The organism is Paracoccus sulfuroxidans, from assembly GCF_007830335.1.
GTDB lineage: Bacteria > Pseudomonadota > Alphaproteobacteria > Rhodobacterales > Rhodobacteraceae > Paracoccus > Paracoccus sulfuroxidans.
In genome coordinates, this window is record NZ_VLKU01000001.1 from 137,450 (window position 1) to 161,071 (window position 23,622).

A 23,622-nucleotide genomic window follows, 5' to 3' on the forward strand; every position below is an offset into this window, starting at 1 on the left:
TCTCGATAAAGGCGTGCAAACCTGCCGGCACCCAAACCTACGGAGATCTAGAATGATCGCTCGCTTTACCTTTGTAACCGCCTTCGCACTCAGCGCAGGCGTCGCCATGGCTCAGGAAGCTGCAACGCCCCCGGCCATGCCTGACATGGGTGCTGCCTATGAAAGCGCACGCAACCAGCTGGGCGTGCTGACCTATTGCCAGGAGCAGGGTCACATCGATGGCAAGGCCGTCGAAACCCAGACCAAGCTGCTGACCATGATTCCCGCCGGTGACACCGCCAAAGGTGACGCGGCCGAGGAGCTTGGCAAGAAAGGCACCGTTTCGGCGATGGGCGTCGAGCGTTCGCTGGACGACGCGGCAAAAGAACAAAACACCGATGTTGCGGCGCTCTGCAAGCAGATGGACGCACTTCTGGCCCAGATGGCCGCACAGCTTCCGGGCTGATCGGGCCTTCGGCCACATGAATGCAAAGCCGGTCCTTCGGGACCGGCTTTTTTCGTATTAAGGGTCAGATCGGGGGCAGATGGGCCCGCATGCCGTCGGGCAGCTCGGCCCGGACCGTGCGATAGGATCGCCGCAGCCGGAAGGCCAGCTCATCAGGGGCCGCATCCAGCGGCAGCGCGATCCAGCCCGGATGCAGTTCACGATTTCGCAACGCGACGCCGGTCTCGAACAGCAGTTCAGCCGTTTCGGATGAGTCGGTCTTCACCGAAACATAACCTTCCGCATTGCTGGTGACCGCGAAGGTCCGGTCGCCGACTTTCCAGCAATCATAGCCCGGACCCCAGGGCTCGGACCACTGGGCCCCCGGTTGTGCGGCGCAGATTTCGTTCACCAATTCACGGCTCATGCGCGCATTTTTGCAGTCTCCCTTGGCAGACGCAAGGTGATGCGTTAAGGCGTTTTCATGATGGTCAAGACCGCAAGCATCCGCTGCATCATTACCGGCTGAAATTTCAGGCGGGCGGATCTTTGTGACCAGATGACGCCCGCCCAGGGGGAAGTCATGGTCGATATCAGGCTGACGAATACGAAGACCCGGACCAAGCATTCGCTGGTGCCGATCGACCCGCAGAACGTGCGGCTGTATCTGTGCGGCCCGACCGTCTATGACCGGGCGCATCTGGGCAATGCCCGTCCCGTCGTGGTGATCGACGTGCTGGTGCAGCTTCTGCGCCACGTCTATGGCGCGGATCACGTGACCTATGTGCGCAACTTCACCGACGTTGACGACAAGATCAACGCTCGGGCCGCCGAGACGGGCCGCCCGATCCGCGACATCACCGATGAGACGATCGGCTGGTATCACGCCGATATGGACGCGCTTGGCGCGGCCCGCCCTGATCATGAGCCGCGGGCGACCGACTATATTCCCCAGATGATCACCATGATCGAAAACCTGATCGACAGCGGCCATGCCTATGCCGTCGAGGGCCATGTGCTGTTCGAGGTCCGCTCTTTCGCGGATTACGGCAAGCTATCGGGACGCTCGGTCGATGACATGATCGCGGGGGCGCGGGTCGAGGTGGCGCCGTTCAAGCGCGATCCGATGGATTTCGTGCTGTGGAAGCCCTCCAGCGGCGACCAGCCCGGCTGGGACAGCCCATGGGGCTATGGCCGTCCGGGCTGGCACATCGAATGCTCGGCCATGTCCGAGGAGCTCTTGGGCACGAGCTTTGACATCCATGCTGGCGGCATCGACCTGCAATTCCCCCATCATGAGAATGAGATCGCGCAAAGTTGCTGCGCCCATCCTCAGGGCGAGTTTGCGCGCGTCTGGCTGCACAATGAGATGCTGCAGGTCGAGGGCAAGAAGATGTCCAAATCCTTGGGCAATTTCTTCACCGTCCGCGACCTGCTGGACAAACGCGTCCCGGGCGAGGTGATCCGCTTCGTCCTTCTGTCGACGCATTACCGCAAGCCGATGGACTGGACGGCAGAGAAGGCCCAGACGGCCGAGGATACGCTGTGGGAATGGCGCGTCCTGACCAAGGATGTCGAGCCCGCCGCCGAGCCTGATCCGCGCGTGATCGAGGCCTTGGCGGACGATCTGAATACGGCGGGCGCGATCTCGGTGCTTTATACGCTGAAGGACGATCCGGCGAAGCTTCTGGCTTCGGCCCGCTTCCTTGGGCTGCTGCGCCCCGAACTGGGCGATTGGGTGGCCCGCGATCTGGCAGTGATCGACAGCATGGCCATTTCGGTCAAGGACGGCATCGCCACGCTGACACAGAAGATGACAGATCTGCGCGAGAAGGCCATGGAAAGCAAGGATTTCTCGACCGTCGACAGCCTCAAGGCCGCGCTGACCGAGGCGGGCGTCGAGGTGCGCATGTCCAAAACCGGGGTCGAGTTGATCGCCGGGCCGCGCCTTGATGCCGCCAAGCTGGGGGCGCTTTTGTGACTGACCGCCTGTACCTCTACGACACCACCCTGCGCGACGGGCAGCAGACGCAGGGCGTGCAGTTCTCGGCCTCAGAAAAGGTCGAGATCGCCCGCATGCTGGACGATCTGGGCGTCGATTACATCGAGGGCGGCTGGCCGGGCGCGAACCCGACCGACAGCGAGTTCTTCAACGACGCCCCCGCCAGCCGCGCCACCATCTCGGCCTTCGGGATGACCAAGCGCGCCGGTCGCTCGGCCGAGAATGACGATGTGCTGGCCGCCGTCCTGAACGCCAATACCCGCGCCGTTTGTCTGGTCGGCAAGACCCATCCCTTCCACGTCCGCGAGGCGCTTGGCATCACGCTGGAGGAGAACCTCGAAAACATCCGCGCCTCGGTGGCCCATGTCACCCGGCAGGGCCGTGAGGCGCTGTTCGACGCCGAGCATTTCTTCGACGGCTATGCCGACGATCCCGATTATGCCGTGGGCTGCCTGAAGGCCGCGCTGAAGGCGGGCGCGCGATGGGTGGTGCTTTGTGACACGAACGGCGGCACCTTGCCACATCAGGTGGGCGAGGTGACCCGCGCGGTCATCGCCGCCGGCGTGCCAGGCGATCGTCTGGGCATCCATTGCCATGACGACACCGGCAATGCGGTGGCCTGTACGCTGGCCGCCGTCGATGCCGGGGTGCGTCAGATCCAGGGCACGCTGAACGGGCTGGGAGAGCGCTGCGGCAACGCGAGCCTCACCAGCCTCATCCCGACGCTGCTGCTGAAGGCGCCCTATGCCGGGCAGCTTCAGACACAGGTGACGCCGGAAGGGCTGACCGGCCTGACGCAGATCTCGCGGCGGCTTGAGGACATCCTGAACCGTGCGCCCCTGCGCGAGGCGCCCTATGTCGGCACCTCGGCCTTCGCGCATAAGGCCGGGCTTCATGCCAGCGCCATCATCAAGAACCCGGCGACCTATGAGCATGTCGACCCGTCCTTCGTCGGGAATGAGCGTGTTATTCCCATGTCCAATCAGGCCGGGCAGTCGAACCTGCGCACGCGCCTTGCCGATGCCGGGATCACGGTCGAACGCGACGATCCGGCGCTTGCGCGCATTCTGGATCTGGTCAAGCAGCGCGAGGATCAGGGCTATGCCTATGACAGCGCGCAGGCCAGTTTCGAGCTGCTGGCCCGCAGCCAGCTGGGCCTGATGATCCCCTTCTTCGAGGTCGAACGCTACCGCGTCACGGTCGAGCGTCGCCGCAACGCGCTTGGCCAGCGGATCTCGGTTTCCGAGGCGGTGGTGGTCGTCGGCATCGGGTCCGAGCGGATGCTGTCGGTCAGCGAAAGCATGGACGACGAAGGCCATGACCGCGGGCCGGTCAACGCGCTCTGGCGGGCGCTGGCGAAGGATCTGGGCCCCTATCAGGCGGCGATTGACGACATGTGGCTGTCGGATTTCCGGGTGCGGATCACCGGCGGCGGGGTCGACGCCTCGACCCGCGTCATCATCGACAGCGCGGACGGGCAGGGGCGGCGCTGGTCGACGGTGGGGGTCTCGCCCAATATCGTCGACGCCAGTTTCGAGGCGCTGGTCGAGGCGGTGCGCTGGAAGCTTCTGCGTGACGGTGTGGCCTCGGCATGACGCTTGAACATTGCGCCGAGGCGCTGCGCGATCACGACCCTGACCGTTTCGGGATCTGCCTGCTGGCTGCCCCCGAGGCGCGCGCGAAGCTGCTGACGCTTTACGCGCTGAACCTGGAACTCGCCCGCGCGCCACTGGCCGCGAATGAGCCGATGCTGGCGGAAATGCGGCTGCAATGGTGGATTGATGAGCTGCGGGCGCTTGGGACCGGGCGGGCGACGACGCATGAACTGCTGGCGCCGCTGGCCGAGGCGTGGGGGGAACGCGCCCCCGCTCTTGCCGCTGTGGCCGAGGGGCGTCGTCGCGACGCCGATCACGAGCCCCATGCCGATGCGGATGCGGTCATCGCCTATGTCGGCGCGACCGCCGTGCCGCTGACTTTGTTTGCGGCCGAGGCTCTGGACATGCCCTTCGACGCGGCGGGGCCGGTATCGGCACAGGCCGAAGGGGTGGGGCTGGCGAATTGGCTGGCCGCGCTTCCGGCGCTGCAATCGGTCGGGCTGGGGCTCGCCTTGCCCGATCCTGCGGTGCTGGCGACCATCGCCAAGGCAGCGCAGGATGCTCTGGCCAGCGCAGCCGCCCGTCGCCATAGCGTTCCGCGCCGAATCGCCCCGGTGCTGAAGCCCCGGACCGGGATCGTGGATTTTCTGTCGCGCGTCGCAAAAGGTGGCGGGATCGACGCGATAAATACCTCAAATTATTCCGAATTCCGCAGAAGGCTGGGCTTTGGCCTCTTTGCGCTCAATGGACGCTGGTGGGTGAAGCCCCGCCGTTAAGGCAATGTTCATGCCTTCGCCTCATGTTGTGCTGGGTTGCAGCAGGGATGGCGCGGTGAGATCGGGAATTCAAACGGAATGGGGACCGGCATGATGCGGGCGGTCCGGGTCTTGATTGTCGACGACTCGCTGACGATGCGGCGGTTGATCCGGCTTGCGCTCTCCGCCGATCCCCGCATCGAGGTGGTGGGCGAGGCGCGTGATGCCGTTCAGGCGCGACGGCAACTGGATGAGTTGCGCCCCGATGTGATGACGCTGGACGTCGAAATGCCCGGCAAATCCGGGCTGGATTTCCTTGAAGAGGTCATGGCGACGACGCCGCTGCCGGTTATCATGGTCTCGACCGAGACCCAGAAGGGCAGTATTTCGGCCGTCGAAGCCCTGTCGCTGGGCGCCGTCGATTGCGTCGGAAAACCGCAGGGTGCCAGCCGCCCGCAGGCCTTCGCGATGCTAAACGACATGGTCATCATCGCCTCGCAGGCGAAGGTGCAGGTGCGCCGTAATCTGCCGCTGGCGCGCCCGGTGGCCCGTCCGCGCAATTTTCAATGGAACGGCCGGTTCGTGGTGATCGGATCTTCGACCGGCGGCGTCGACGCGCTGGAGCGCATTCTGGCCGAGTTTCCCGCGAACTGCCCGCCGACTGTCATCACCCAGCATATGCCGCAGGGGTTCCTGGCCAGTTTCGCCCATCGTCTGGACACGCGCATTCTGCCGACGGTCACGCTGGCCACCACCGGCGCGCCCTTGCTGCCGGGCGTGGTCTATCTTGCGCCAGGCGGGGCTGAGCATCTGACGCTGACCGGCGCCGCCAGCCCCGTCTGCCAGTTGGTCGAGGGAGAGAAACGCAGCGGGCATCGTCCCTCGGTCGATATGCTGTTCGATTCCGCGGTGATGCTGGGGGTGCGTGGCGTCTCGGTTCTGCTGACCGGTATGGGGCGCGACGGGGCCGAGGGGATGCTGCGGATGCGCCAGGCTGGCGCGACCTGCCTTGCACAGGACAAGGACAGCTCGGTTGTCTGGGGCATGCCGCGCGTCGCCCATGAGATCGGTGCGGCCGAGCGGCTGGTTCCTCTGTCCCAGATGTGCGAGGCGATCCTGACCTCGACCGGGCGTGGGTATGGCCGGTGAGCCGCAAATGAAAAAGAGCGGCGATGCCGCTCTTTCACCAAGGTCAGGGCGTCAGCGATCAGCCGCGCAGGATCGAACGACCCGCGTAAGCGGCGGTTGCGCCCAGCATTTCCTCGATACGGATCAGCTGGTTATATTTCGCCAGCCGGTCCGAGCGCGAAAGCGAGCCGGTCTTGATCTGACCGCAGTTCGTCGCCACGGCCAGATCGGCGATGGTGGCGTCCTCGGTCTCGCCCGAACGGTGGGACATGACGCTGGTGAAGCCCGCGCGATCAGCCATGCGCACGGCGTCCAGCGTTTCCGACAGCGTGCCGATCTGGTTCACCTTCACCAGAAGCGAGTTGCCGCAACCCTGGGCGATGCCCTCGGCCAGACGGGCGGGGTTGGTGACGAACAGGTCGTCGCCGACCAGTTGCACGCGGTCGCCCAGGCGGTCGGTCAGCAGCTTCCAGCCTTCCCAATCGTCTTCGGCGCAACCATCCTCGATCGAGAGGATCGGGTAGTCGTTGCAGAGCGCCTCAAGGTAGGCCACGTTTTCCGCTGCCGAAAGCGATTTGCCTTCGCCCGCAAACTCGTATTTGCCGTTCTTGAAATACTCGGTCGAGGCGCAGTCCAGCGCCAGCATGATGTCGTCGCCGGGCGCGTAGCCCGCCTTCTCGATGGCCTTCAGGACGAAATCCAGCGCTTCGCGGGTGCTGTTGATGTTCGGTGCAAAGCCGCCCTCATCGCCGATACCGGTCGAGAAACCGGCTGCCGAAAGCTCTTTCTTCAGCGTGTGGAAGACTTCCGAGCCCATGCGCACGGCCTCGCGGATGTTCTCCGCGCTGACCGGCATGATCATGAATTCCTGGATGTCGATGGGGTTGTCGGCATGCTCGCCGCCGTTGATGATGTTCATCATCGGAACGGGCAGGACATGCGCACCGGTGCCGCCGACATAGCGGTAAAGCGGCTGCGCGCAGGCTTCCGCGGCGGCCTTGGCGACGGCCAGCGACACGCCCAGAATGGCGTTCGCACCCAGACGGCCCTTGTTGGGCGTACCGTCCAGTTCGATCATCAGCTGGTCGATGGCCAGTTGTTCGGTCGCGTCTTCGCCGATCAGGTTCTCGGCGATCTCGCCATTGACCGAGGCGACCGCCTCCAGAACGCCCTTGCCCAGATAGCGCGTCTTGTCGCCATCGCGCTTTTCGACCGCCTCATGCGCCCCGGTCGACGCCCCCGACGGGACCGCCGCGCGACCCATGGTGCCGTCTTCCAGCGTGACATCGACCTCGACGGTCGGGTTGCCGCGGCTGTCCAGGATCTCACGTGCGAAGATGTCGATGATTGCGGTCATTTCTGCGTCCCTTTTGCTTGCAAGGCTTGCCGAATGTGTAGCGGGCTTCGCAAGTGCAGAAAAGCTTTATTCCGAGACGCCGGGGAAGCTGCGCGGTTCGGATTAGACCTTAAGGTGGGGATGCAGATGGGCCTCGGGCGTGATCGCCAGATCGGCCCAGATCGGCAGGTGATCCGAGGCGAGCCGTGCAATGCGGCTGTCATGCACGCCCGAGCCGATGATCTGAAAACTGGGCGAGACCGCGATTCGGTCGTAGCGCAGGCGCGGGAACGGCGCGGGCCAGCTGGGGCCCGGCGCGATGATGTTCATTGGCGCCAGCGCCTCAAGCCCGCGACTGTCGTGCCATTCGTTGAAATCGCCGGTCAGAACCAACGGCGCGCTGCCCATGCGCCCCGCCTGCGCGATGATTCGCGCAAGCTGCGCCCGGCGCGAGGAGCGCAGCAGACCCAGATGCATGGCGACGAAGGTGAAGCCCGGCAGGCGCAGCGCGATGGCGCCGCGTGGCTCAATCCCCGGCAGGGGCAGGCGGCGGATTTGCGCGTTTTGCGCGATCTCGGGGCGCATGAGGATGGTCTGGCCGTGCCAGCCCAGCGAGTTTTCCCCGGTGCCCAGAAAGGGGGCCGGGACCATGCCGGTCGCCTCTTCGATCAGCGCGCGGGGCAGGGCTTCGGGGCGATTGCCCAGTCGGAAATCCACCTCTTGCAGGGCCACAACATCGGCATCGAGATCCGCGATGACCTGCAAGTTGCGCTCGGGCGCGTGGGGGCCGGTCATGCCCCGGCATTTATGCAGGTTGTAGGTCGCGAACCTGAATTTGGGCGGTTGGATCAGCAGCGACACGGCGAGTTCTCAGGTCCCGCAGAAGGTGCGCTGGACGATCTCGTCGCGGGCGGGGGGCTGGGCCAGATCGTCCCATTCCGGGCGCTCGGTAAACGGCGCGTGCAGCGCGTCATCGAGCCGGTGGAACAGGCTGAAATCGCCCTCATCGCGTGCCGCGGCAATCGCCTGCTCGATCCGGTGGTTTCGGGGAATGCGGACGGGGTTCGCGCGGGCCATGACCTCATCGGCGTCGCCCAGCCCGGCGATCCGCTGGCGCCAATCGGCATGCCAGAGATCGAATTCCGAGGGGTCGGTGAATTCCTCGCGTGCGCGGCCATTCGCAAGGCCCGCGAAGGTCCGGGTGAAATCGGCGCCCGATTTGGCCATGATCGTCAGCAGCCGGTCGCTGAGGGCCTGATCGCCCGCCTCGGGCTGCGAGATGCCGATTTTCGCGGCGAAACGCGCCAGCGCCTCGCGCCGGTAGATGACCGGAAACTCATGGACGATCCGCGTGGCCGTGGCGACCGCCGCATCGTCATTGCCCATCAGCGGCACAAGGCAGCTCGCAAGCTGCGCAAGGTTCCAGACAGCGATGTTGGGCTGCTCGTTCCAGGCATAGCGGCCATTGGCGTCGATCGAGGAGAAGACCTTGTCCGGACGGTAGGCATCCATGAACGCGCAGGGGCCATAGTCGATCGTCTCGCCCGAGACCGACATATTGTCGGTGTTCATCACCCCGTGGATGAAGCCAAGCGCCATCCAGCTGGCAATGGTGCTGGCCTGCGCCTCGACCACCTTCTCCAGCAGTTCGGCCGGGGATTTGGCGTCCGGATAGTGGCGCGCGATCACATGCTCGGCCAGCAGCTTGAGACGGGTGATGTCGCCGCGAGCGGCGAAGAATTCGAAGGTGCCCACGCGGATATGGCTGGCGGCCACGCGGGTCAGGACGGCACCCGGCAGCATGGTTTCGCGGATCACCTGCTCTCCGGTCGTGACGGCCGCGAGGGCACGCGTCGTGGGGATGCCGAAGGCGGCCATGAACTCGCTGACCAGATATTCGCGCAGCACCGGCCCAAGCCAGGCGCGACCGTCCCCGCGACGCGAGAAGGGCGTCAGCCCCGCGCCTTTCAACTGGATGTCGAAGCGCTGGCCGTCGGGTGCCACGATCTCTCCCAGCAGCAGCGCGCGCCCGTCGCCCAGCTGCGGGACGAAGCCGCCGAACTGATGGCCGGCATAGGCCTGGGCAATCGGCTCGGCGCCCTCGGGCATGCGGTTGCCCGACAGCATGGCCAGCCCGTCGGGACTTGCCAGCCAATCGGCATCCAGCCCCAGCCGCTGGGCCAGCGGGCGGTTCAGCGCGACAAGTGCGGGTTCGCGCACCGGGGTCGGGTTCGTGCGGGTGAAAAAGCCCGCAGGCAGACGTGCATAGCTGTTGTCGAAGGTGATCATTTGAACTCCTTTCAACAATATCTAACGGCGAAGAAGGAAATGTTAAGGGCCTTGCGCATGCACAATGTCCTGAACCCCGTGGCGCAAGGTCGGATGACCTTCCCCTTGAACGCTGGAGGCCAAGGGCGTATCCCACGGGATAACCCCGGTTTTTCGCAGGACATTCGATGAAGTTTCTTGATCTCGCCAAGGTCTATGTCCGCTCGGGCGGCGGAGGCGCGGGTTGCGTGTCGTTCCGGCGCGAAAAATTCATTGAATATGGTGGCCCTGACGGTGGTGACGGCGGTCGGGGTGGCGATGTCTGGGCCGAGGCGGTCGACGGGCTGAACACGCTGATCGATTTCCGTTATCAGCAGCATTTCTTCGCCAAATCCGGCCAGCATGGCATGGGCGCGCAGCGCACCGGCGCAAGCGGCGACGACATCGTGCTGAAGGTGCCCGTCGGGACCGAGATCCTGGATGAGGATCAGGAAACCGTGATTGCCGACCTGACCCAGCCCGGCCAGCGTGTCCAGCTGGCGCGCGGCGGCAATGGCGGCTTCGGCAACCTGCATTTCAAAAGCTCGACCAACCGCGCGCCGCGCCACGCAAATCCGGGCCAGCCGGGGGTTGAACGGACGCTGTGGCTGCGTCTCAAGCTGATCGCCGATGCCGGGCTGGTGGGGCTGCCGAATGCGGGCAAGTCGACCTTCCTGGCGGCGGTCTCGAACGCGCGGCCGAAGATCGCGGATTATCCCTTCACCACGCTGCACCCGAACCTTGGGGTCGTGGGGATCGACGGGCATGAATTCGTCATGGCCGATATCCCGGGCCTTATCGAAGGTGCCAGCGAGGGCAGGGGGCTGGGCGACCAGTTTCTGGGCCATGTCGAGCGCAGCAACGTGCTGCTGCATCTGGTCGACGGCACCTCCGAGGATGTGGCGGGCGACGCGCGCACCATCCTGACCGAGCTGGAGGCCTATTCGCCGCTTCTGTCGCAAAAGCCGCGCATCACCGTTCTGAACAAGATCGACGCCTTGGACGAAGAGGAGCTGGCCGAGGCCAAGGCCGCCCTTGAGGCCGAGATCGGCGGCCCGGTCCTTGCCATGTCCGGTGTCGCCGGAACCGGCGTGACCGAGGTGCTGCGCGCGCTTTGGAAGCACATCGTCCCCACCCGTCGCAAGGTCGATATCGAGCAGGAAACGAAACCTTGGCAACCGTGACACCGGCGCTTGAAAATGCGCGCCGGCTGGTCGTCAAGATCGGCTCGGCGCTGCTTGTGGGCCCGGATGGGCTGAACGTCACCTGGCTGAATGCGCTTTGCGATGATGTCGCCGATGCGCGCAGGCGCGGGACGGATGTGGTGCTGGTCTCCTCGGGCGCGATTGCGCTTGGGCGTCAGGTGCTGCAGCTTCCTGCGGGCCCTCTGCGGGTCGAGCAGTCGCAGGCCGCCGCCGCTGTTGGCCAGATCCGCCTTGCCCGCGCCTATGAGCAGGCGCTGGCCCCGCATGGGGTCAAGACCGCGCAGCTTCTGGTGACGCTGGATGATACGACGGATCGCCGCCGTTACCTCAACAGCCGCGCCACGATGCAGACGCTGCTGGGGCTGGGCGTCGTGCCCATCGTCAATGAAAACGACACCGTTGCGACCGATGAAATCCGGTTTGGCGACAATGACCGGCTGGCTGCCCAGATCGCGGTGACCTGCGGGGCGGATCAGCTTTTGCTGCTGTCGGACGTCGACGGGCTTTACACCGCAAACCCCAAGACCGACCCTTCGGCGGTGCATCTGCCGGTGGTCGAGCAACTGACGCCCGAGATCGAGGCGATGGGCGGCGATCCCGTCTCTGGCCTGTCGAAAGGCGGGATGAAGACCAAGCTGATGGCGGCCCGGACTGCTGTCGCGGGCGGCTGCGCCATGGTGATCGCGGAAGGCTCGGTGATGAACCCGCTGTCTGCCGTCGCCGGGGGCGAGCGCGTGACCTGGTTCCTGCCCGACACCGACCCGCAGGCGGCGCGCAAGCGCTGGATCGCGGCGATGAAGCCCAAGGGCGAGATTGTGGTCGATGCGGGTGCGGCCACCGCGCTCAATCAGGGAAAATCGCTGCTGCCTGCCGGGGTGACGGGGGTTACGGGCCGGTTCGGGCGTGGCGATCCGGTGCTGGTCATGGACCGCAACGGGGCAAGGCTGGCCGTGGGGCTGGTGCGCTATTCCGCGAGCGAGGCGCGCTCGATTGCCGGGCATCGCTCGGATGCCATCGAAGAAATTCTGGGCTATCCGGGCCGCGCGGCACTGATCCACCGCGACGATATGGTGGTCTGAAACGGCCCGCCCGCCTAGGGCTTGCCCTTCGCCGGGGCACGCCGCAGGGCCGGTCGCGTCGCCATGTTGCGCAGCTTGTCGAAGCGCAGCGCGTCATTGCCGGGCGGCGGCAGCGACAGCGTGGCCTCGCGCAGGATCGCAATGCCCTCTTCGCTGTTCTTCGGCAGGGACGAGGGCTGGATCGCCTGACCAATCGTGATCCGATAGGGCTGGCTGGCCTTGTTCAGCACCTCGTTAAACAGCGTCACGTCACGCACCGTCGGGTGGATCGCGTCCAGCAGATAGAAAAGCGCCGAGTTCCGCGCGCGGATATTCAGCGGGATCACCGGCACGTCGAATTTGCGCGCGATCATCACGGCACTGGCCATCCAGGGACGCTCGTGCAGCGTCAGCCCGTGGCGTTTCGCCAGACGACCCGAGGGGAAGATCAGCCCGATGCGCCCGCGCCCAAGGGCGTTGCGGGTATAGTCCATCGTCAGCCGGGTCTTGGCATGGCTGCGCTTTTCGATGCGCCATTCGACCGGCGCGATCAGATCCTCGAACTGCGGCAGGACGCGCATGATGTCATGGTTGGCATAGATGAACAGATCGTTGCGCACCGCCGAGATCAGCGCGTTCAGCACCACGCCATCGGCAATGCCGGTCGGGTGGTTCGCCACGATCAGGGCGGGGCCTGTCGCGGGAATGTGCTCGAACCCTTCGATCCAGACGTCGCGGACGATCAGATTGGCGAGACGGCGCATGATCTCATCGACGGGCAGGTCGCGGTATTCGGCGGCAAGCTCGACCGTCGGGCCATAGCGCAGCAGCCACATCAGCGATGAGCGGGCAAGCTCGTGATGCCATTTGCCCGAAAAAAGCCAGGGCGCCCGCTCATGGATCAGCGGATCAAGTCTACGTTGCATTTCTTCGCGGGCGTTCATGTCAGCAGTAATGCCGCGCGCGGATGGCCTTCGCAAGGTCATCCGTCGCGCGCTACGCCTTGCCGCCCAGGATCCGCGAGACCATTTCCGAAGTGTTGCGCGACAGCCCCGGAACCGAGGCGATCCGTTCCAGCGCGGCCCGCGCATGGGCCTGCCGGTCGGCATCATACTGCCGCCAGGTCTCGAAGGCCGAGCACATGCGCGCCGTCGTCTGCGGGTTGACCGGATCCAGCCGGATCAGCCATTTCGCCAGGAAATCATAGCCAGAACCGTCTTTTCCGTGGAAGGCGGCGTGGTTCGCGCCAAGCCCCGCGATCAGCGCGCGGAAGCGGTTCGGGTTCTTCCAGTCAAAGTCCGACCGCTGCGCCAGCGCATTGGCCCGCTGCACCGCGCCGGTCGGTGCGGTGCGCATCGGCTGCACCATGAACCACTTGTCCATGACCAGCCGATTCTTGCCGAACTCATCCGCGAATTCGCGCAGCGCCCGTTCATCCTTGCCCAGAGCGACCAGTTGCTCCAGCGCGCCAAGGCGTTCGGTCATGTTGCTGGCGCTGTCGGAGAGGGCCTGCGCACGCGCGCCATCATCGAGGCGCGACAGATAGGAGAGCGCCGCCAGACGCAGGCTGCGCGACGCCGCACCCGCCGCGTCGGGCCGGTAGGGGCCATCGGTCTGCATGCTGTCGAACAGCTCGGCAAGGCGCGTCTCATGCGTGGTCGCAAGATCGCGGATCAACTGCCCGCGCGCGGCATGGATGGCATCCGGGTCGGGCACGCCACCGCGTGCGGCGATGGTGCCCGCGATCTCTTCTTCACCCGGCAGCGCGAGGCAAAGCGAGGCGAAAGCGGGGTCACGCTCGGCATCCTCCAGCAAGCCGCCCAGGGCCTGCGACAGATGCGGCCCGGCGTCGCGCCCTTCGGTCAGCGCGACCAGCGCGTCCAGTGCCAGATCGTGCCCCGCCTGCCAGCGTGCGTAAGCGTCGGTGTCATGGGCCAGCAGCAAGGCCTGTTCGCGGGCCGAGATCTCACGCTCGACCGTCACCGGCGCGGAGAAGCCCCGCAGCAGCGAGACGACTGGACGCGCGCCGAGGCCGTCGAAGGTGAATTCCTGCGCAGGCTCGGTCATCTCCAGCACGGTGGTGGCCTGCACCTCATCGCCGTTCGGACCGATCAGGCCGACCGCGATGGGAATGACGCGGGCGGGCTTTTCGGACTGGCCGGGCGTCGGCTGGGTGCTTTGTGTGAAGCCCAGCGTCAGGCGACCGTCCTGCCAGGCCTCGGTCATCGTGAGGCGCGGCGTGCCCGCATCGGTGTACCAGCGCGAGAATTGCGTGAGGTCCCGCCCGGTCGCATCCTCGAACACCTGCAGCCAATCCTCGATGGTGCAGGCCTGCCCGTCATGGCGGTCGAAATACAAATCCAGCGCCTTGCGATAGCCGTCCTCGCCCACAAGGCGCTTGAGCATGCCGATGACCTCGGCACCCTTTTCATAAACGGTCGCGGTGTAGAAATTGTTGATTTCCTGATAGTGATCGGGGCGCGGCGGATGCGCCAGCGGTCCCTGATCCTCACGGAACTGACGCGCGCGCAGGGTCTGGACGTCGCTGATGCGCTTGACCGCAGCCGAGCGCATGTCGCTGGTGAACTGCTGGTCGCGGAAGACCGTCAGCCCCTCTTTCAGGCAAAGCTGGAACCAGTCGCGGCAGGTGATGCGGTTGCCGGTCCAGTTGTGGAAATACTCATGCCCGATGACGCCCTCGATCCGCTCGTAATCGCCATCGGTCGCGGTCTCGGCGCTGGCCAGAACCAGCTTCGAGTTGAAGATGTTCAGCCCCTTGTTCTCCATCGCGCCCATGTTGAAATCATCGACGGCGACAAGGTTGAAGACGTCGAGGTCATATTCGCGACCATAGACTTCCTCGTCCCATTTCATCGAATTCTTCAGCGATTCCATGGCAAAGCCTGCGCGGTCCTGATCGCCGGGGCGGACCCAGACGTTCAGCTCGACCCCGCGACCCGAGCGGGTGGTGAAATGATCGGTGATCGCCACCAGATCGCCCGCCACCAGCGCGAACAGATAGCTGGGCTTGGGCCAGGGGTCATGCCATTCGGCAAAACCCTGCTGGCGGGTAACCGGATTGCCGTTCGACAGGATGACCGGCTTCTCCGAACGGATGCGGACATGGAAAGGGGCCATCACATCGGGGCGGTCGGGATACCAGGTGATGTGGCGGAAACCCTCGGCCTCGCATTGGGTGCAGAAGATGCCGCCTGACAGATAGAGGCCCTCCAGCGCGGTATTCTCTTCGGGAGAGATCTCGACCTCGGCGAAGAAGGTGAACTCACCCTCGGGGATCAGCGCCTCGGGGATCGAAAGCGTCTCATCCGCGTGGGAAATCAGGCTGCGGTCCAGATCATTCCCGTCAATCCGGATAGACAGCGTGCGCAGCCCCGCGCCATCCAGAATCAGCGGCCCCGGCGCGCGGCGGCGAAACCGCAGGGCCGAGCGGACGCGCGTCGCAGTCGCGCTCAGGTCGAATTCCAATCTGGTTTCAAGCAACTCGAACGGGTAGGGCTGCCAGTCTTTCAGGTATTGGGTAGTCGCCACGGCGGGACCTCGAACTGGAAAAATTGTTGCGCGCATTGGAACTTGTGCGACACACATGTGTTAGACCCTGTGCAGCCGGGTCGCAAGTCAGCGGGGTGCATGCGCCTAGGCGCGAGCCTTGCAGCAAATGGCTTAGGCGAAACGTTACGTTAGGAGAATAGTACATGACGCAGAACCCCAACGACCCCCAGCGGAAAGACACCTATGTCGAGCCGGTTGAGCGCCGCGGTTCACCGCTGCCGCTGATCATCGGCATCCTGCTTGCGCTGGCTGTCGCATATTTCGTTGCGCAATATTTCATGAAGGGCGACGCGCCCGTCACCGATGGCGACGCAGCCGTGACCACCACCACGCCGCCCGCCACCGACGCTCCGGCCGCGACTGCGGCTGAGAACGCCGAAAACGCCGCCGATGCTGCGGGCGCTGCCGCCAATGACGCAGCCGAAGCCGCTTCGGATGCGGGCGCTGCTGCCGGTGCCGCCGCTGAAAACGCCGCCGATGATGCAGCCGCTGCTGCGGGCAACGCGGTCGATGCTGCCGAAACCGCAGCCGACAATGCCGCTGACGCCGCCGCCACCGCTGCCGACAACGCGGCAACCGCCGTCGAGAACGCAGGCCAAGCTGCTGGCACCGCCGTTGAAAACGCGGCTGACAGCGCCGCGACCGCTGCTGAAAACGCAGCCGACGCTGCGGGCCAGGCTGCCGATCAGGCTGCGGACGCTGCGGCTCAGGCCGCTGACAACGCTGCCACCGCAGTCGACGATGCGATCTCGGTCGAAGAGCCCACCACGCCTCCGGCAAGCGGCACCACCACGACTCCTCCGGCGACCGGTTCGACCACGAACTGAGCTGGCTGAGATCACTGAAGCCGCCGCCGGGGTTGCCCCGTGCGGCGGTTTTTTCGTTTTCCGGGTCGTTGGAACTGGTGAAAACCCCAGCAAATGCGGGTCTGCGGCTGCGACAATGTGGGGCGATTGCCTTACGGCGCACCATGGTATACCACCGGCCCCGAATTCAAGACAGAGGAACGGCTGACATGGGTCGTCTAGAGTATGCGGGCCTGCGGGTAGAGCGGGCCCTTGCCGATTTCATCAACGAGCGTGCGCTGCCCGGAAGCGGGATTGCGCCTGAGCGTTTCTGGGATGGCCTCTCAAGGCTGGTGCATGAGTTTGGCCCGCGCAACCGGGCGCTGCTGGACAAGCGCGACGATCTGCAGACGGCGATTGACGCCTGGCATATCGAGCGTCGCGGCCAGCGTTTCAACGCAACTGATTATCAGGAATTCCTGCGCGAGATCGGCTATCTGGTGCCCGAAGGCGCGCCCTTCAGCATCGACACCGCCAATACCGACCCCGAGTTTGCCAGCATCGCAGGTCCGCAGCTGGTCGTGCCGATCACCAATGCCCGCTATGCGCTGAACGCAGCGAACGCCCGCTGGGGCAGCCTTTACGATGCGCTTTACGGCACCGATGCCATGGGCGATCTGCCGAAAGGCAAGGGTTATGACGCCGAGCGCGGCGCACGCGTAATCGCCTGGGGTCGCAATTTCCTGGATACGGCGGCACCGCTGGCCAAGGGCTCCTGGGCGGATGCCGGGGCGCTTTCGGTCAAGGATGGGGCGCTGGTTCCGGCGCTGAAGGATGCGTCGAAATTCGCGGGCCATGACGGCGCGGCCGATACGCCGAGCGACATCTTCCTGCGCAACAACAACCTGATGATCCGCATCGTGCTGAACGCCTCGACCCCGGTTGGCGGGCAGGACAAGATCAGGATCTCGGACATCGTGATCGAATCCGCCGTCTCGGCCATCATGGATTGCGAGGATTCCGTCGCCTGCGTCGATGGCGAGGACAAGGCGCTGGCCTATTCGAACTGGCTGGGCCTGATGGATGGCACGCTGTCGGAAGAGGTCAGCAAGGGCGGCAAGACCTTCACCCGCAAGCTGGCCGATGACGTCGAATTCACCGCGCCGGACGGCAGCCGCACCTCGGTCAAGGGCCGCGCGCTGATGCTGGTGCGCAACGTGGGCCATCTGATGACCACGCCCGCCGTGCTGGATCGCGACGGCAATCAGGCCTATGAGGGGCTGATCGACGCCATGGTCACCATGCTTTGCGCCAAGCGCGATCTGGACCGCAGCAGCGGCCCGCGCAACTCGGTCAAGGGCTCGATCTATGTGGTGAAGCCCAAGATGCACGGCCCGGAAGAGGTCGCCTTCGCCAGCCAGATCTTCGATTTCGTCGAGGATGTGCTGGGCCTGCCGCGCCACACCGTCAAGCTGGGCATCATGGACGAAGAGCGCCGCACCAGCGCCAACCTCAAGGAATGCATCCGCGCCGCACGCGACCGGGTGGCCTTCATCAACACGGGCTTCCTCGACCGCACCGGCGACGAGATGCACACCTCGATGGAGGCGGGCGCAATCCTGGCCAAGGACGAGATGCGCGGCCAGCCCTGGATCAGCGCTTACGAGGATCGCAACGTCGACATCGGTCTGGCCTGTGGCCTCTCGGGCAAGGCTCAGATCGGCAAGGGCATGTGGGCGATCCCCGACCGGATGCAGGCCATGCTGGCGCAGAAGATCGACCACCCGCAGGCAGGCGCGAACACGGCTTGGGTGCCCAGCCCCACCGCCGCGACGCTGCATGCCACGCATTACCACAAGGTCGACGTCTTTGCGCGTCAGGCCCAGATCGCGGCCGAGAATCGTCCGAACCGCCTGAACGATCTGCTGACGATCCCGCTGGCAGGCGGGCGGAACTACAACGACTCCGAAGTCATGCATGACGTGCAGAACAACTGTCAGGGCATTCTTGGCTATGTGGTGCGCTGGATCGATCAGGGGATCGGCTGCTCGAAGGTGCCGAATATCGAGGATGTCGGCCTGATGGAGGACCGCGCGACGCTGCGGATCTCGGCCCAGTCGCTGGCCAACTGGCTGCACCACAGCATCGTCAGCGAACAGCAGGTGATGGACACGATGCGGCAGATGGCGCAGGTCGTCGACCGCCAGAACGCCGACGATCCGCTGTATCAGCCGATGGCGCCGGGCTTTGATGGCGTGGCGTTCCAGGCCGCCTGCGATCTGGTGTTCCAGGGCCGCCAGCAGCCCTCAGGCTATACCGAGCCGGTGCTGCACGCCCGCCGCCTGCAGAAAAAGGCCGAGATGGCGCAATCCGCCTGATCGGCTTTTCCTGACCCAAACTTCGATGCGGCCTGGTCCCTTTGGTGGGATTCGGGCCGCACCCGTTTTTGCGCGGCAAAATTCTTCGGTTGCCAGTCTTCGGGATTCTGTTGCAGCGTCGCTTCATCATAAGGGCGGAGCGGGCGCGCGCGCGCGATTTTTCGCCTAAATTCCGCAAGGGTCTGGAATTGAAGGGAAATGTCAGATGAAGCGCTCTCGCATCAATCACATCATGCAGGACGCGGCCGAGATGATCGACCGGGCCGGTTTCCGGCTTCCGCCCTTCGCCTCATGGTCGCCGGATGAGTTCCGCGCCAAGGCCACGCCCGCCATCATCGACGCCCGGTTGGGCTGGGATATCACCGATTATGGGCAGGGCGACTTCACCCATCTGGGTTTGTTTCTGTTTACTCTCAGGAATGGACGGCTGGCCGATCTGCAGGCGGGCAGGGGTATGGTTTATGCCGAGAAGCTTCTGATTTCGCAAGAAAATCAGATCAGCCCCATGCATACGCATGTGGTCAAGACCGAAGACATCATCAATCGCTGGGGGGCGACGCTGGCCATCCGGCTTTGCGGCTCGGATTCCGAGGGTCGGATGGACCGGAATGCCCCCGTCCGGGTCGATTGCGATGGTGTGTCGCGAGAGATTTCGGCGGGGGGCATCTTGCGTCTGGAACCCGGGGAATCCGTCACCCTCAGACCCGGTGACTGGCATGAATTCTGGGCCGAGGGTGGGCCGGTTCTGATAGGTGAGGTATCGACCGTAAACGATGATCTTACCGACAATATTTTCGCCGCGCCCATCGGTCGCTTCGCCACCGTCGAAGAGGATGAGGCACCGACCCACCTGCTGGTAAGCGATTATAAATCTGACGCCGCGTAATCTAGTGCTAAAGAACGTATCGTCGCGCACTTGTGAAAGATTGTTGCGCGATGCTATGGAGACCTTGAAATACGCTAACAGCGGAGGAGGGCCTCGTGAAAATCGGCGCTTTGAAGGAGACTTTCGATGGTGAGGCTCGGGTTGCGATAACCCCGTCGTCTGCCGCGCATCTCAAGAAGCTTGGCTATGACCCCTATGTGGAAAGCGGCGCGGGTGCTCGTGCGGGTTTCTCGGATGCGGCCTACCAGGCTGCGGGCGTAACGGTTGTTCCGGGCGCTGCGGATCTGATCCGCGACACCGATATCGTGGTCAAGGTGCGGCCCCCCAGCGAGGCCGAGATCGCGCAGATGCGTCGCGGTCAGACGGTGATCTCGTATTTTTATCCGTCGCAGAACAGCGAGTTGCTGGAAGCGGCGCGTGAGCAGGGCGTCACCGCCATCGCCATGGACATGGTGCCGCGCATCAGCCGTGCGCAAAAGATGGACGCGCTGTCGTCGATGGCCAACATCGCGGGTTACCGCGCGGTCATCGAGGCGGCGAACAACTTCGGTCGCTTCTTCACCGGTCAGGTGACGGCGGCGGGCAAGGTGCCCCCGGCGAAGGTGCTGATCGTCGGCGCAGGCGTCGCGGGCCTGGCGGCCATCGGGGCTGCGACCTCGCTGGGCGCGCAGGTCTATGCCTTTGACGTGCGGCCGGAAGTGGCTGAACAGATTGAGTCCATGGGCGCTGAGTTCGTCTATCTGGACTTTGCCGAAGCGCAGACCGACGGCGCGACGACGGGCGGCTATGCCGCGCCTTCGAGCCCCGAGTTCCGCGAAGCGCAGCTGAAGAAGTTCCGCGAACTCGCGCCGGAAATGGACATCGTCATCACCACGGCGCTGATCCCGGGCCGCGATGCGCCGATCCTGTGGACCGCCGATATGGTCGAGTCCATGAAGACCGGCAGCGTCATCGTCGACCTTGCGGCCGAGCGTGGCGGCAATTGCGAACTGACCGTCCCGGATGAGCGTTTTGTCACCGACAATGGCGTCGTCATCATCGGCTACACCGACTTCCCGTCGCGGATGGGCGCGCAGGCCTCCGAGCTTTACGGCAACAACATCCGCCACATGATGACCGACCTCACGCCCGGCAAGGACGGGCAGGTCGTTCAGAACATGGAAGATGACGTCATTCGTGGCTCGACCGTTACCTTTGACGGCGATGTGACCTGGCCGCCGCCGCCGCCGAAAGTGGCTGCGATCGCCGCGCAGAAGCCGAAGGAGAAGGCCAAGGAGCTGACCCCGGAAGAGCGTCGCGCCAAGGAAGTGGCCGAGTTCAAGGCCCAGACCCGCTCGCAGGTCACCCTGCTGGCCGTGGGCGCGATCCTGATGCTGCTGGTCGGCATCTATGCTCCGGCCTCGTTCCTGTCGCATTTCATCGTCTTCGTGCTGTCGTGCTTCATCGGCTTCCAGGTCATCTGGAACGTCAGCCACTCGCTGCACACGCCGCTGATGGCGATCACCAACGCGATCTCGTCGATCATCATCGTCGGCGCACTTCTGCAGATCGGCTCGGGTTCGTGGCTGATCGTCGTGCTGGCCGCAGCTTCGGTGCTGATGGCCGGGGTCAACATCTTTGGCGGCTTCCTGGTCACGCGCCGGATGCTTGCCATGTTCCAAAAGTCGTAAGGAGGCGGTCAGATGGAATTCGGATTCTCCACGGCCGCCTATGTGGTGGCAGCCGTTCTGTTCATCCTGTCGCTGGGCGGTCTGTCGGGTCAGGAAAGCGCCAAGCGCGCGGTCTGGTACGGCATCGCGGCGATGGCGCTGGCGATCTTCGCCACGCTGATCGGCCCCGGTTCGGGCAACTGGCTACTGGCGCTGGTGATGCTGCTGGTCGGCGGTGGCGCCGGTTGGGTCGTCGCTCAGCGCGTCCAGATGACCGAGATGCCGCAGCTTGTCGCGGCCATGCACAGCCTCGTCGGCCTTGCTGCCGTGCTGATCGGCTTCAACGCCCAGTTCGAACTGAACGGCCTGCGCGAGATCATGGCGCTGTCCCATGATCCGACGGGTGCCGCGATGATGGACCCGGCGCGGCTGATCGAACTGGCCGAGCGCGCGCAGAAGCTGACCGGTTTCGCCGCCGTGCTGGCGCATAAGACCGCCGCGGAAGTGGCCATGCTGAAAGTCGAGGTCTTCCTTGGCATCTTCATCGGTGCGGTGACCTTCACCGGCTCGATCATCGCCTTCGGCAAACTGGCGGGCAAGATCGACGGCAAGCCGCGCAAGCTGCCGGGCGGCCATGCGCTGAATGCCGGTGCGGCGCTTCTGTCGGTGCTCTTCGGTGTGCTTTACTGCGCCGACATCGGCTCGCCCGTGCTGTGGCTGGTGCTTGTCACGCTGATGGCCTTCTTCATCGGCTATCACCTGATCATGGGCATCGGTGGCGCGGACATGCCGGTTGTCGTCTCGATGCTGAACAGCTATTCGGGCTGGGCGGCTGCGGCCATCGGCTTCACGCTGGGCAACGATCTGCTGATCGTGGTCGGCGCGCTGGTTGGCTCCTCGGGTGCGATCCTCAGCTACATCATGTGCAAGGCCATGAACCGCAACTTCGTCAGCGTGATCCTGGGCGGCTTCGGCGGCGAGGCAGGTCCCGCGATGGAAATCGAGGGTGAGCAGATCGCCATCGACGCCGAGAACGTGGCCGCTGCGCTGAACGATGCGGACGAAATCATCATCGTGCCGGGCTATGGCATGGCGGTGGCGCAGGCCCAGCAGTCGGTCAGCGAGCTGACCCGCAAGCTGCGTGCGCGTGGCAAGAAGGTCCGCTTCGCGATCCACCCGGTTGCCGGTCGTCTGCCGGGCCACATGAACGTGCTGCTGGCCGAGGCGAAGGTTCCCTATGATATCGTTCTGGAAATGGACGAGATCAACGAGGACTTCCCGAACACCGACGTGGTCATCGTCATCGGCTCGAACGACATCGTGAACCCTGCGGCGCAGGAAGACCCGAACAGCCCCATCGCCGGCATGCCGGTGCTGGAAGTCTGGAAAGCCAAGCAGGTGTTCGTGTCGAAGCGTGGTCAGGGCACCGGTTACTCGGGCATCGAGAACCCGCTGTTCTACAAGGAAAACACCCGCATGTTCTATGGCGACGCGAAGAAATCCATCGACGCGCTGCTGCCGATGATCGACTGATCCGGACAGGCATGGTGAAACGAAAAGGGCGGTCCGCAAGGGCCGCCCTTCTTCCATCAGGGGCTTCGGTTTTCAGCGGGCGTTCAGCATGGCCTTGATCACGTCGCTCGGCAGCGCCGGATGCAGCGCCAGCAGGCGCGATTGCGCACCCTCGCGCGGGATCAGCACTGCACAGCGCGTCGCCGTCGATTGCGACTGCGTGGCCGAGCAATTGGTAATCACCCCCGCGCTCCAGGAGGAGCCGGGGTCGAATTGCATCACAGTCTCGATGAGCCCGGGAACATAGCCCAGGGTTTCAGCGGAATCGATATGCTCATCTAGGTTGTGAATGGGAAGGCACATGTCGTCATTCGTCAGGGTTAAGGCCCTTTCGAATTAGCCAACAGGTTAACGCATGTACATTTGACCTTTAGAACAGGTCGAACTTTCACTGTAGCGGCAGGGGCAGCACCCCTGCCAGCCAATCTTGCGTAAGATTTTACGGAGTGATCAGGATCGGAGTGCCGTCCTGCACCATCGCATAGATATCCTCGACCTCGGTGTCGCTGACCGCGATGCAGCCTGCGGTCCAGTCGCCGCGCATCTTCGACAGCACGCGACCCTCGGGACCCTGACCGTGGATGAAGATATCGCTGCCCGCGCTGCGGCCCAGAGACATGGCTTTTGCCGAGTCCTGCGGGTTCGGATACGAGACGCCAATCGACAGGTGATAGCGGCTGTCGGGGTTGCGGCGGTCGATATAGTAAAGCCCCTCGGGCGTCTTGCCGTCGCCCTCGAATTCCTTATGGCCAATCGGCTCATTGCCGAGGCCAATGCGATAGGCCTTCAGCACCGTGTTGCCGCTCATCAGAAGCATCTGCCGTGCGCCCTTGTTGACGACGACTTGCGTCACCGGCGGTCCGCTATAGGACTTGAACTTGCTGGGTTCCTGCGAACAGGCTGCAAGCCCGATCAACAGCACGACCGCAAGAAGCCGCGAGAGCCATGCAGGCATCTTCATTCCCTCGTTAT

The 23,622-nt window shown here is 64.5% G+C and carries 20 protein-coding genes; 12 read left to right on the forward strand and 8 right to left on the reverse strand.

The window, feature by feature from the left end; translation table 11 throughout:
- Positions 1 to 52: 52 nt before the first annotated feature.
- Positions 53 to 445 carry a pore-forming ESAT-6 family protein gene (locus IQ24_RS00700; RefSeq protein ID WP_145395792.1) on the forward strand — a complete coding sequence of 131 codons (393 nt, stop codon included), beginning with the start codon at positions 53 to 55 and terminating at the stop codon, positions 443 to 445.
- A 64-nt stretch (positions 446 to 509) separates the two neighbouring features.
- Here IQ24_RS00700 and IQ24_RS00705 read toward each other — a convergent pair whose 3' ends face one another.
- Positions 510 to 851 (reverse strand): MmcQ/YjbR family DNA-binding protein, encoded by a 342-nt coding sequence (locus IQ24_RS00705; RefSeq protein ID WP_145395793.1) that lies wholly within the window; start codon positions 849 to 851, stop codon positions 510 to 512.
- Between the two features lie 156 nt (positions 852 to 1,007).
- Here IQ24_RS00705 and cysS point away from each other — a divergent pair, with 156 nt between their 5' ends.
- The 4 genes from cysS (at position 1,008) to IQ24_RS00725 (ending at position 5,925) form a co-directional block, all read left to right on the forward strand.
- Positions 1,008 to 2,405, forward strand: a complete 1,398-nt coding sequence (gene cysS, locus IQ24_RS00710) for a cysteine--tRNA ligase (RefSeq protein WP_145395794.1) — start codon at positions 1,008 to 1,010, stop codon at positions 2,403 to 2,405.
- Positions 2,402 to 4,021, forward strand: a complete 1,620-nt coding sequence (cimA, locus tag IQ24_RS00715; protein ID WP_145395795.1) for a citramalate synthase — start codon at positions 2,402 to 2,404, stop codon at positions 4,019 to 4,021. The genes cysS and cimA overlap by 4 nt, the downstream gene beginning before the upstream one ends.
- Positions 4,018 to 4,797, forward strand: coding sequence for a squalene/phytoene synthase family protein (locus IQ24_RS00720; RefSeq protein WP_145395796.1), 780 nt, complete (start codon positions 4,018 to 4,020; stop codon positions 4,795 to 4,797). Before cimA ends, IQ24_RS00720 begins: the two co-directional genes overlap by 4 nt.
- Before the next feature lie 90 nt (positions 4,798 to 4,887).
- Complete coding sequence (locus IQ24_RS00725) at positions 4,888 to 5,925, forward strand: protein-glutamate methylesterase/protein-glutamine glutaminase (RefSeq protein ID WP_242007846.1); 1,038 nt, start codon at positions 4,888 to 4,890, stop codon at positions 5,923 to 5,925.
- 58 nt (positions 5,926 to 5,983) lie between these two features.
- Here the strand turns inward: IQ24_RS00725 and eno are convergent, their stop codons facing one another.
- The 3 genes from eno to IQ24_RS00740 all read right to left on the reverse strand — a co-directional run bounded on the left by eno (position 5,984) and on the right by IQ24_RS00740 (position 9,529).
- Positions 5,984 to 7,261, reverse strand: coding sequence for a phosphopyruvate hydratase (eno, locus tag IQ24_RS00730; protein ID WP_145395797.1), 1,278 nt, complete (start codon positions 7,259 to 7,261; stop codon positions 5,984 to 5,986).
- A gap of 102 nt (positions 7,262 to 7,363) precedes the next feature.
- A complete protein-coding gene (locus IQ24_RS00735; protein ID WP_277872841.1) occupies positions 7,364 to 8,101 on the reverse strand; it encodes an endonuclease/exonuclease/phosphatase family protein in 738 nt (245 codons plus the stop codon).
- Positions 8,102 to 8,110: 9 nt separating this feature from the next.
- Positions 8,111 to 9,529, reverse strand: a complete 1,419-nt coding sequence (locus tag IQ24_RS00740; RefSeq protein ID WP_145395799.1) for a protein adenylyltransferase SelO — start codon at positions 9,527 to 9,529, stop codon at positions 8,111 to 8,113.
- 167 nt (positions 9,530 to 9,696) lie between these two features.
- Between IQ24_RS00740 and obgE the strand changes: the two genes are divergently transcribed.
- Both obgE and proB read left to right on the forward strand, forming a co-directional pair.
- Positions 9,697 to 10,731 (forward strand): GTPase ObgE, encoded by a 1,035-nt coding sequence (gene obgE / locus IQ24_RS00745; protein ID WP_145395800.1) that lies wholly within the window; start codon positions 9,697 to 9,699, stop codon positions 10,729 to 10,731.
- On the forward strand, positions 10,719 to 11,831 hold the full coding sequence (proB, locus tag IQ24_RS00750; RefSeq protein ID WP_145395801.1) for a glutamate 5-kinase: 1,113 nt from the start codon (positions 10,719 to 10,721) through the stop codon (positions 11,829 to 11,831). Before obgE ends, proB begins: the two co-directional genes overlap by 13 nt.
- Before the next feature lie 14 nt (positions 11,832 to 11,845).
- Here proB and IQ24_RS00755 read toward each other — a convergent pair whose 3' ends face one another.
- Together IQ24_RS00755 and pepN are read right to left on the reverse strand one after the other, a co-directional pair.
- Positions 11,846 to 12,736: a 1-acyl-sn-glycerol-3-phosphate acyltransferase gene (locus tag IQ24_RS00755; RefSeq protein WP_242007847.1), complete on the reverse strand. Its 891-nt coding sequence runs from the start codon at positions 12,734 to 12,736 to the stop codon at positions 11,846 to 11,848.
- Positions 12,737 to 12,806: 70 nt separating this feature from the next.
- Positions 12,807 to 15,359: an aminopeptidase N gene (gene pepN / locus IQ24_RS00760; protein ID WP_242007848.1), complete on the reverse strand. Its 2,553-nt coding sequence runs from the start codon at positions 15,357 to 15,359 to the stop codon at positions 12,807 to 12,809.
- Between the two features lie 164 nt (positions 15,360 to 15,523).
- Here pepN and IQ24_RS00765 point away from each other — a divergent pair, with 164 nt between their 5' ends.
- From IQ24_RS00765 to IQ24_RS00785, 5 genes are all read left to right on the forward strand, one after another.
- Complete coding sequence (locus IQ24_RS00765; RefSeq protein ID WP_145395804.1) at positions 15,524 to 16,207, forward strand: hypothetical protein; 684 nt, start codon at positions 15,524 to 15,526, stop codon at positions 16,205 to 16,207.
- Between the two features lie 188 nt (positions 16,208 to 16,395).
- Positions 16,396 to 18,543: a malate synthase G gene (locus IQ24_RS00770; protein WP_145395805.1), complete on the forward strand. Its 2,148-nt coding sequence runs from the start codon at positions 16,396 to 16,398 to the stop codon at positions 18,541 to 18,543.
- Positions 18,544 to 18,748: 205 nt separating this feature from the next.
- Positions 18,749 to 19,429 (forward strand): D-lyxose/D-mannose family sugar isomerase, encoded by a 681-nt coding sequence (locus IQ24_RS00775; protein WP_145395806.1) that lies wholly within the window; start codon positions 18,749 to 18,751, stop codon positions 19,427 to 19,429.
- Between the two features lie 95 nt (positions 19,430 to 19,524).
- Positions 19,525 to 21,099 carry a Re/Si-specific NAD(P)(+) transhydrogenase subunit alpha gene (locus tag IQ24_RS00780; protein WP_145395807.1) on the forward strand — a complete coding sequence of 525 codons (1,575 nt, stop codon included), beginning with the start codon at positions 19,525 to 19,527 and terminating at the stop codon, positions 21,097 to 21,099.
- 12 nt (positions 21,100 to 21,111) lie between these two features.
- Positions 21,112 to 22,611, forward strand: coding sequence for an NAD(P)(+) transhydrogenase (Re/Si-specific) subunit beta (locus IQ24_RS00785; protein ID WP_145395808.1), 1,500 nt, complete (start codon positions 21,112 to 21,114; stop codon positions 22,609 to 22,611).
- Positions 22,612 to 22,683: 72 nt separating this feature from the next.
- Here IQ24_RS00785 and IQ24_RS00790 read toward each other — a convergent pair whose 3' ends face one another.
- Both IQ24_RS00790 and IQ24_RS00795 read right to left on the reverse strand, forming a co-directional pair.
- Positions 22,684 to 22,869: a hypothetical protein gene (locus IQ24_RS00790; protein WP_242007849.1), complete on the reverse strand. Its 186-nt coding sequence runs from the start codon at positions 22,867 to 22,869 to the stop codon at positions 22,684 to 22,686.
- Positions 22,870 to 23,089: 220 nt separating this feature from the next.
- Positions 23,090 to 23,605, reverse strand: a complete 516-nt coding sequence (locus IQ24_RS00795) for a L,D-transpeptidase family protein (protein ID WP_145396121.1) — start codon at positions 23,603 to 23,605, stop codon at positions 23,090 to 23,092.
- Between the last annotated feature and the right edge of the window lie 17 nt (positions 23,606 to 23,622).

Bases quoted from the DNA above. Each gene is read 5' to 3' on its own strand.
- cysS (WP_145395794.1), top strand. From the start codon at position 1,008: ATGGTCGATATCAGGCTGACGAATACGAAGACCCGGACCAAGCATTCG.
- IQ24_RS00775 (WP_145395806.1), top strand. From the start codon at position 18,749: ATGAAGCGCTCTCGCATCAATCACATCATGCAGGACGCGGCCGAGATG.
- IQ24_RS00740 (WP_145395799.1), bottom strand. From the start codon at position 9,529: ATGATCACCTTCGACAACAGCTATGCACGTCTGCCTGCGGGCTTTTTC.
- IQ24_RS00755 (WP_242007847.1), bottom strand. From the start codon at position 12,736: ATGCAACGTAGACTTGATCCGCTGATCCATGAGCGGGCGCCCTGGCTT.
- IQ24_RS00790 (WP_242007849.1), bottom strand. From the start codon at position 22,869: ATGCAATTCGACCCCGGCTCCTCCTGGAGCGCGGGGGTGATTACCAAT.
- IQ24_RS00720 (WP_145395796.1), top strand. From the start codon at position 4,018: ATGACGCTTGAACATTGCGCCGAGGCGCTGCGCGATCACGACCCTGAC.
- eno (WP_145395797.1), bottom strand. From the start codon at position 7,261: ATGACCGCAATCATCGACATCTTCGCACGTGAGATCCTGGACAGCCGC.
- obgE (WP_145395800.1), top strand. From the start codon at position 9,697: ATGAAGTTTCTTGATCTCGCCAAGGTCTATGTCCGCTCGGGCGGCGGA.
- IQ24_RS00705 (WP_145395793.1), bottom strand. From the start codon at position 851: ATGAGCCGTGAATTGGTGAACGAAATCTGCGCCGCACAACCGGGGGCC.
- IQ24_RS00725 (WP_242007846.1), top strand. From the start codon at position 4,888: ATGATGCGGGCGGTCCGGGTCTTGATTGTCGACGACTCGCTGACGATG.
- IQ24_RS00700 (WP_145395792.1), top strand. From the start codon at position 53: ATGATCGCTCGCTTTACCTTTGTAACCGCCTTCGCACTCAGCGCAGGC.
- IQ24_RS00770 (WP_145395805.1), top strand. From the start codon at position 16,396: ATGGGTCGTCTAGAGTATGCGGGCCTGCGGGTAGAGCGGGCCCTTGCC.
- IQ24_RS00785 (WP_145395808.1), top strand. From the start codon at position 21,112: ATGGAATTCGGATTCTCCACGGCCGCCTATGTGGTGGCAGCCGTTCTG.
- IQ24_RS00765 (WP_145395804.1), top strand. From the start codon at position 15,524: ATGACGCAGAACCCCAACGACCCCCAGCGGAAAGACACCTATGTCGAG.
- IQ24_RS00795 (WP_145396121.1), bottom strand. From the start codon at position 23,605: ATGCCTGCATGGCTCTCGCGGCTTCTTGCGGTCGTGCTGTTGATCGGG.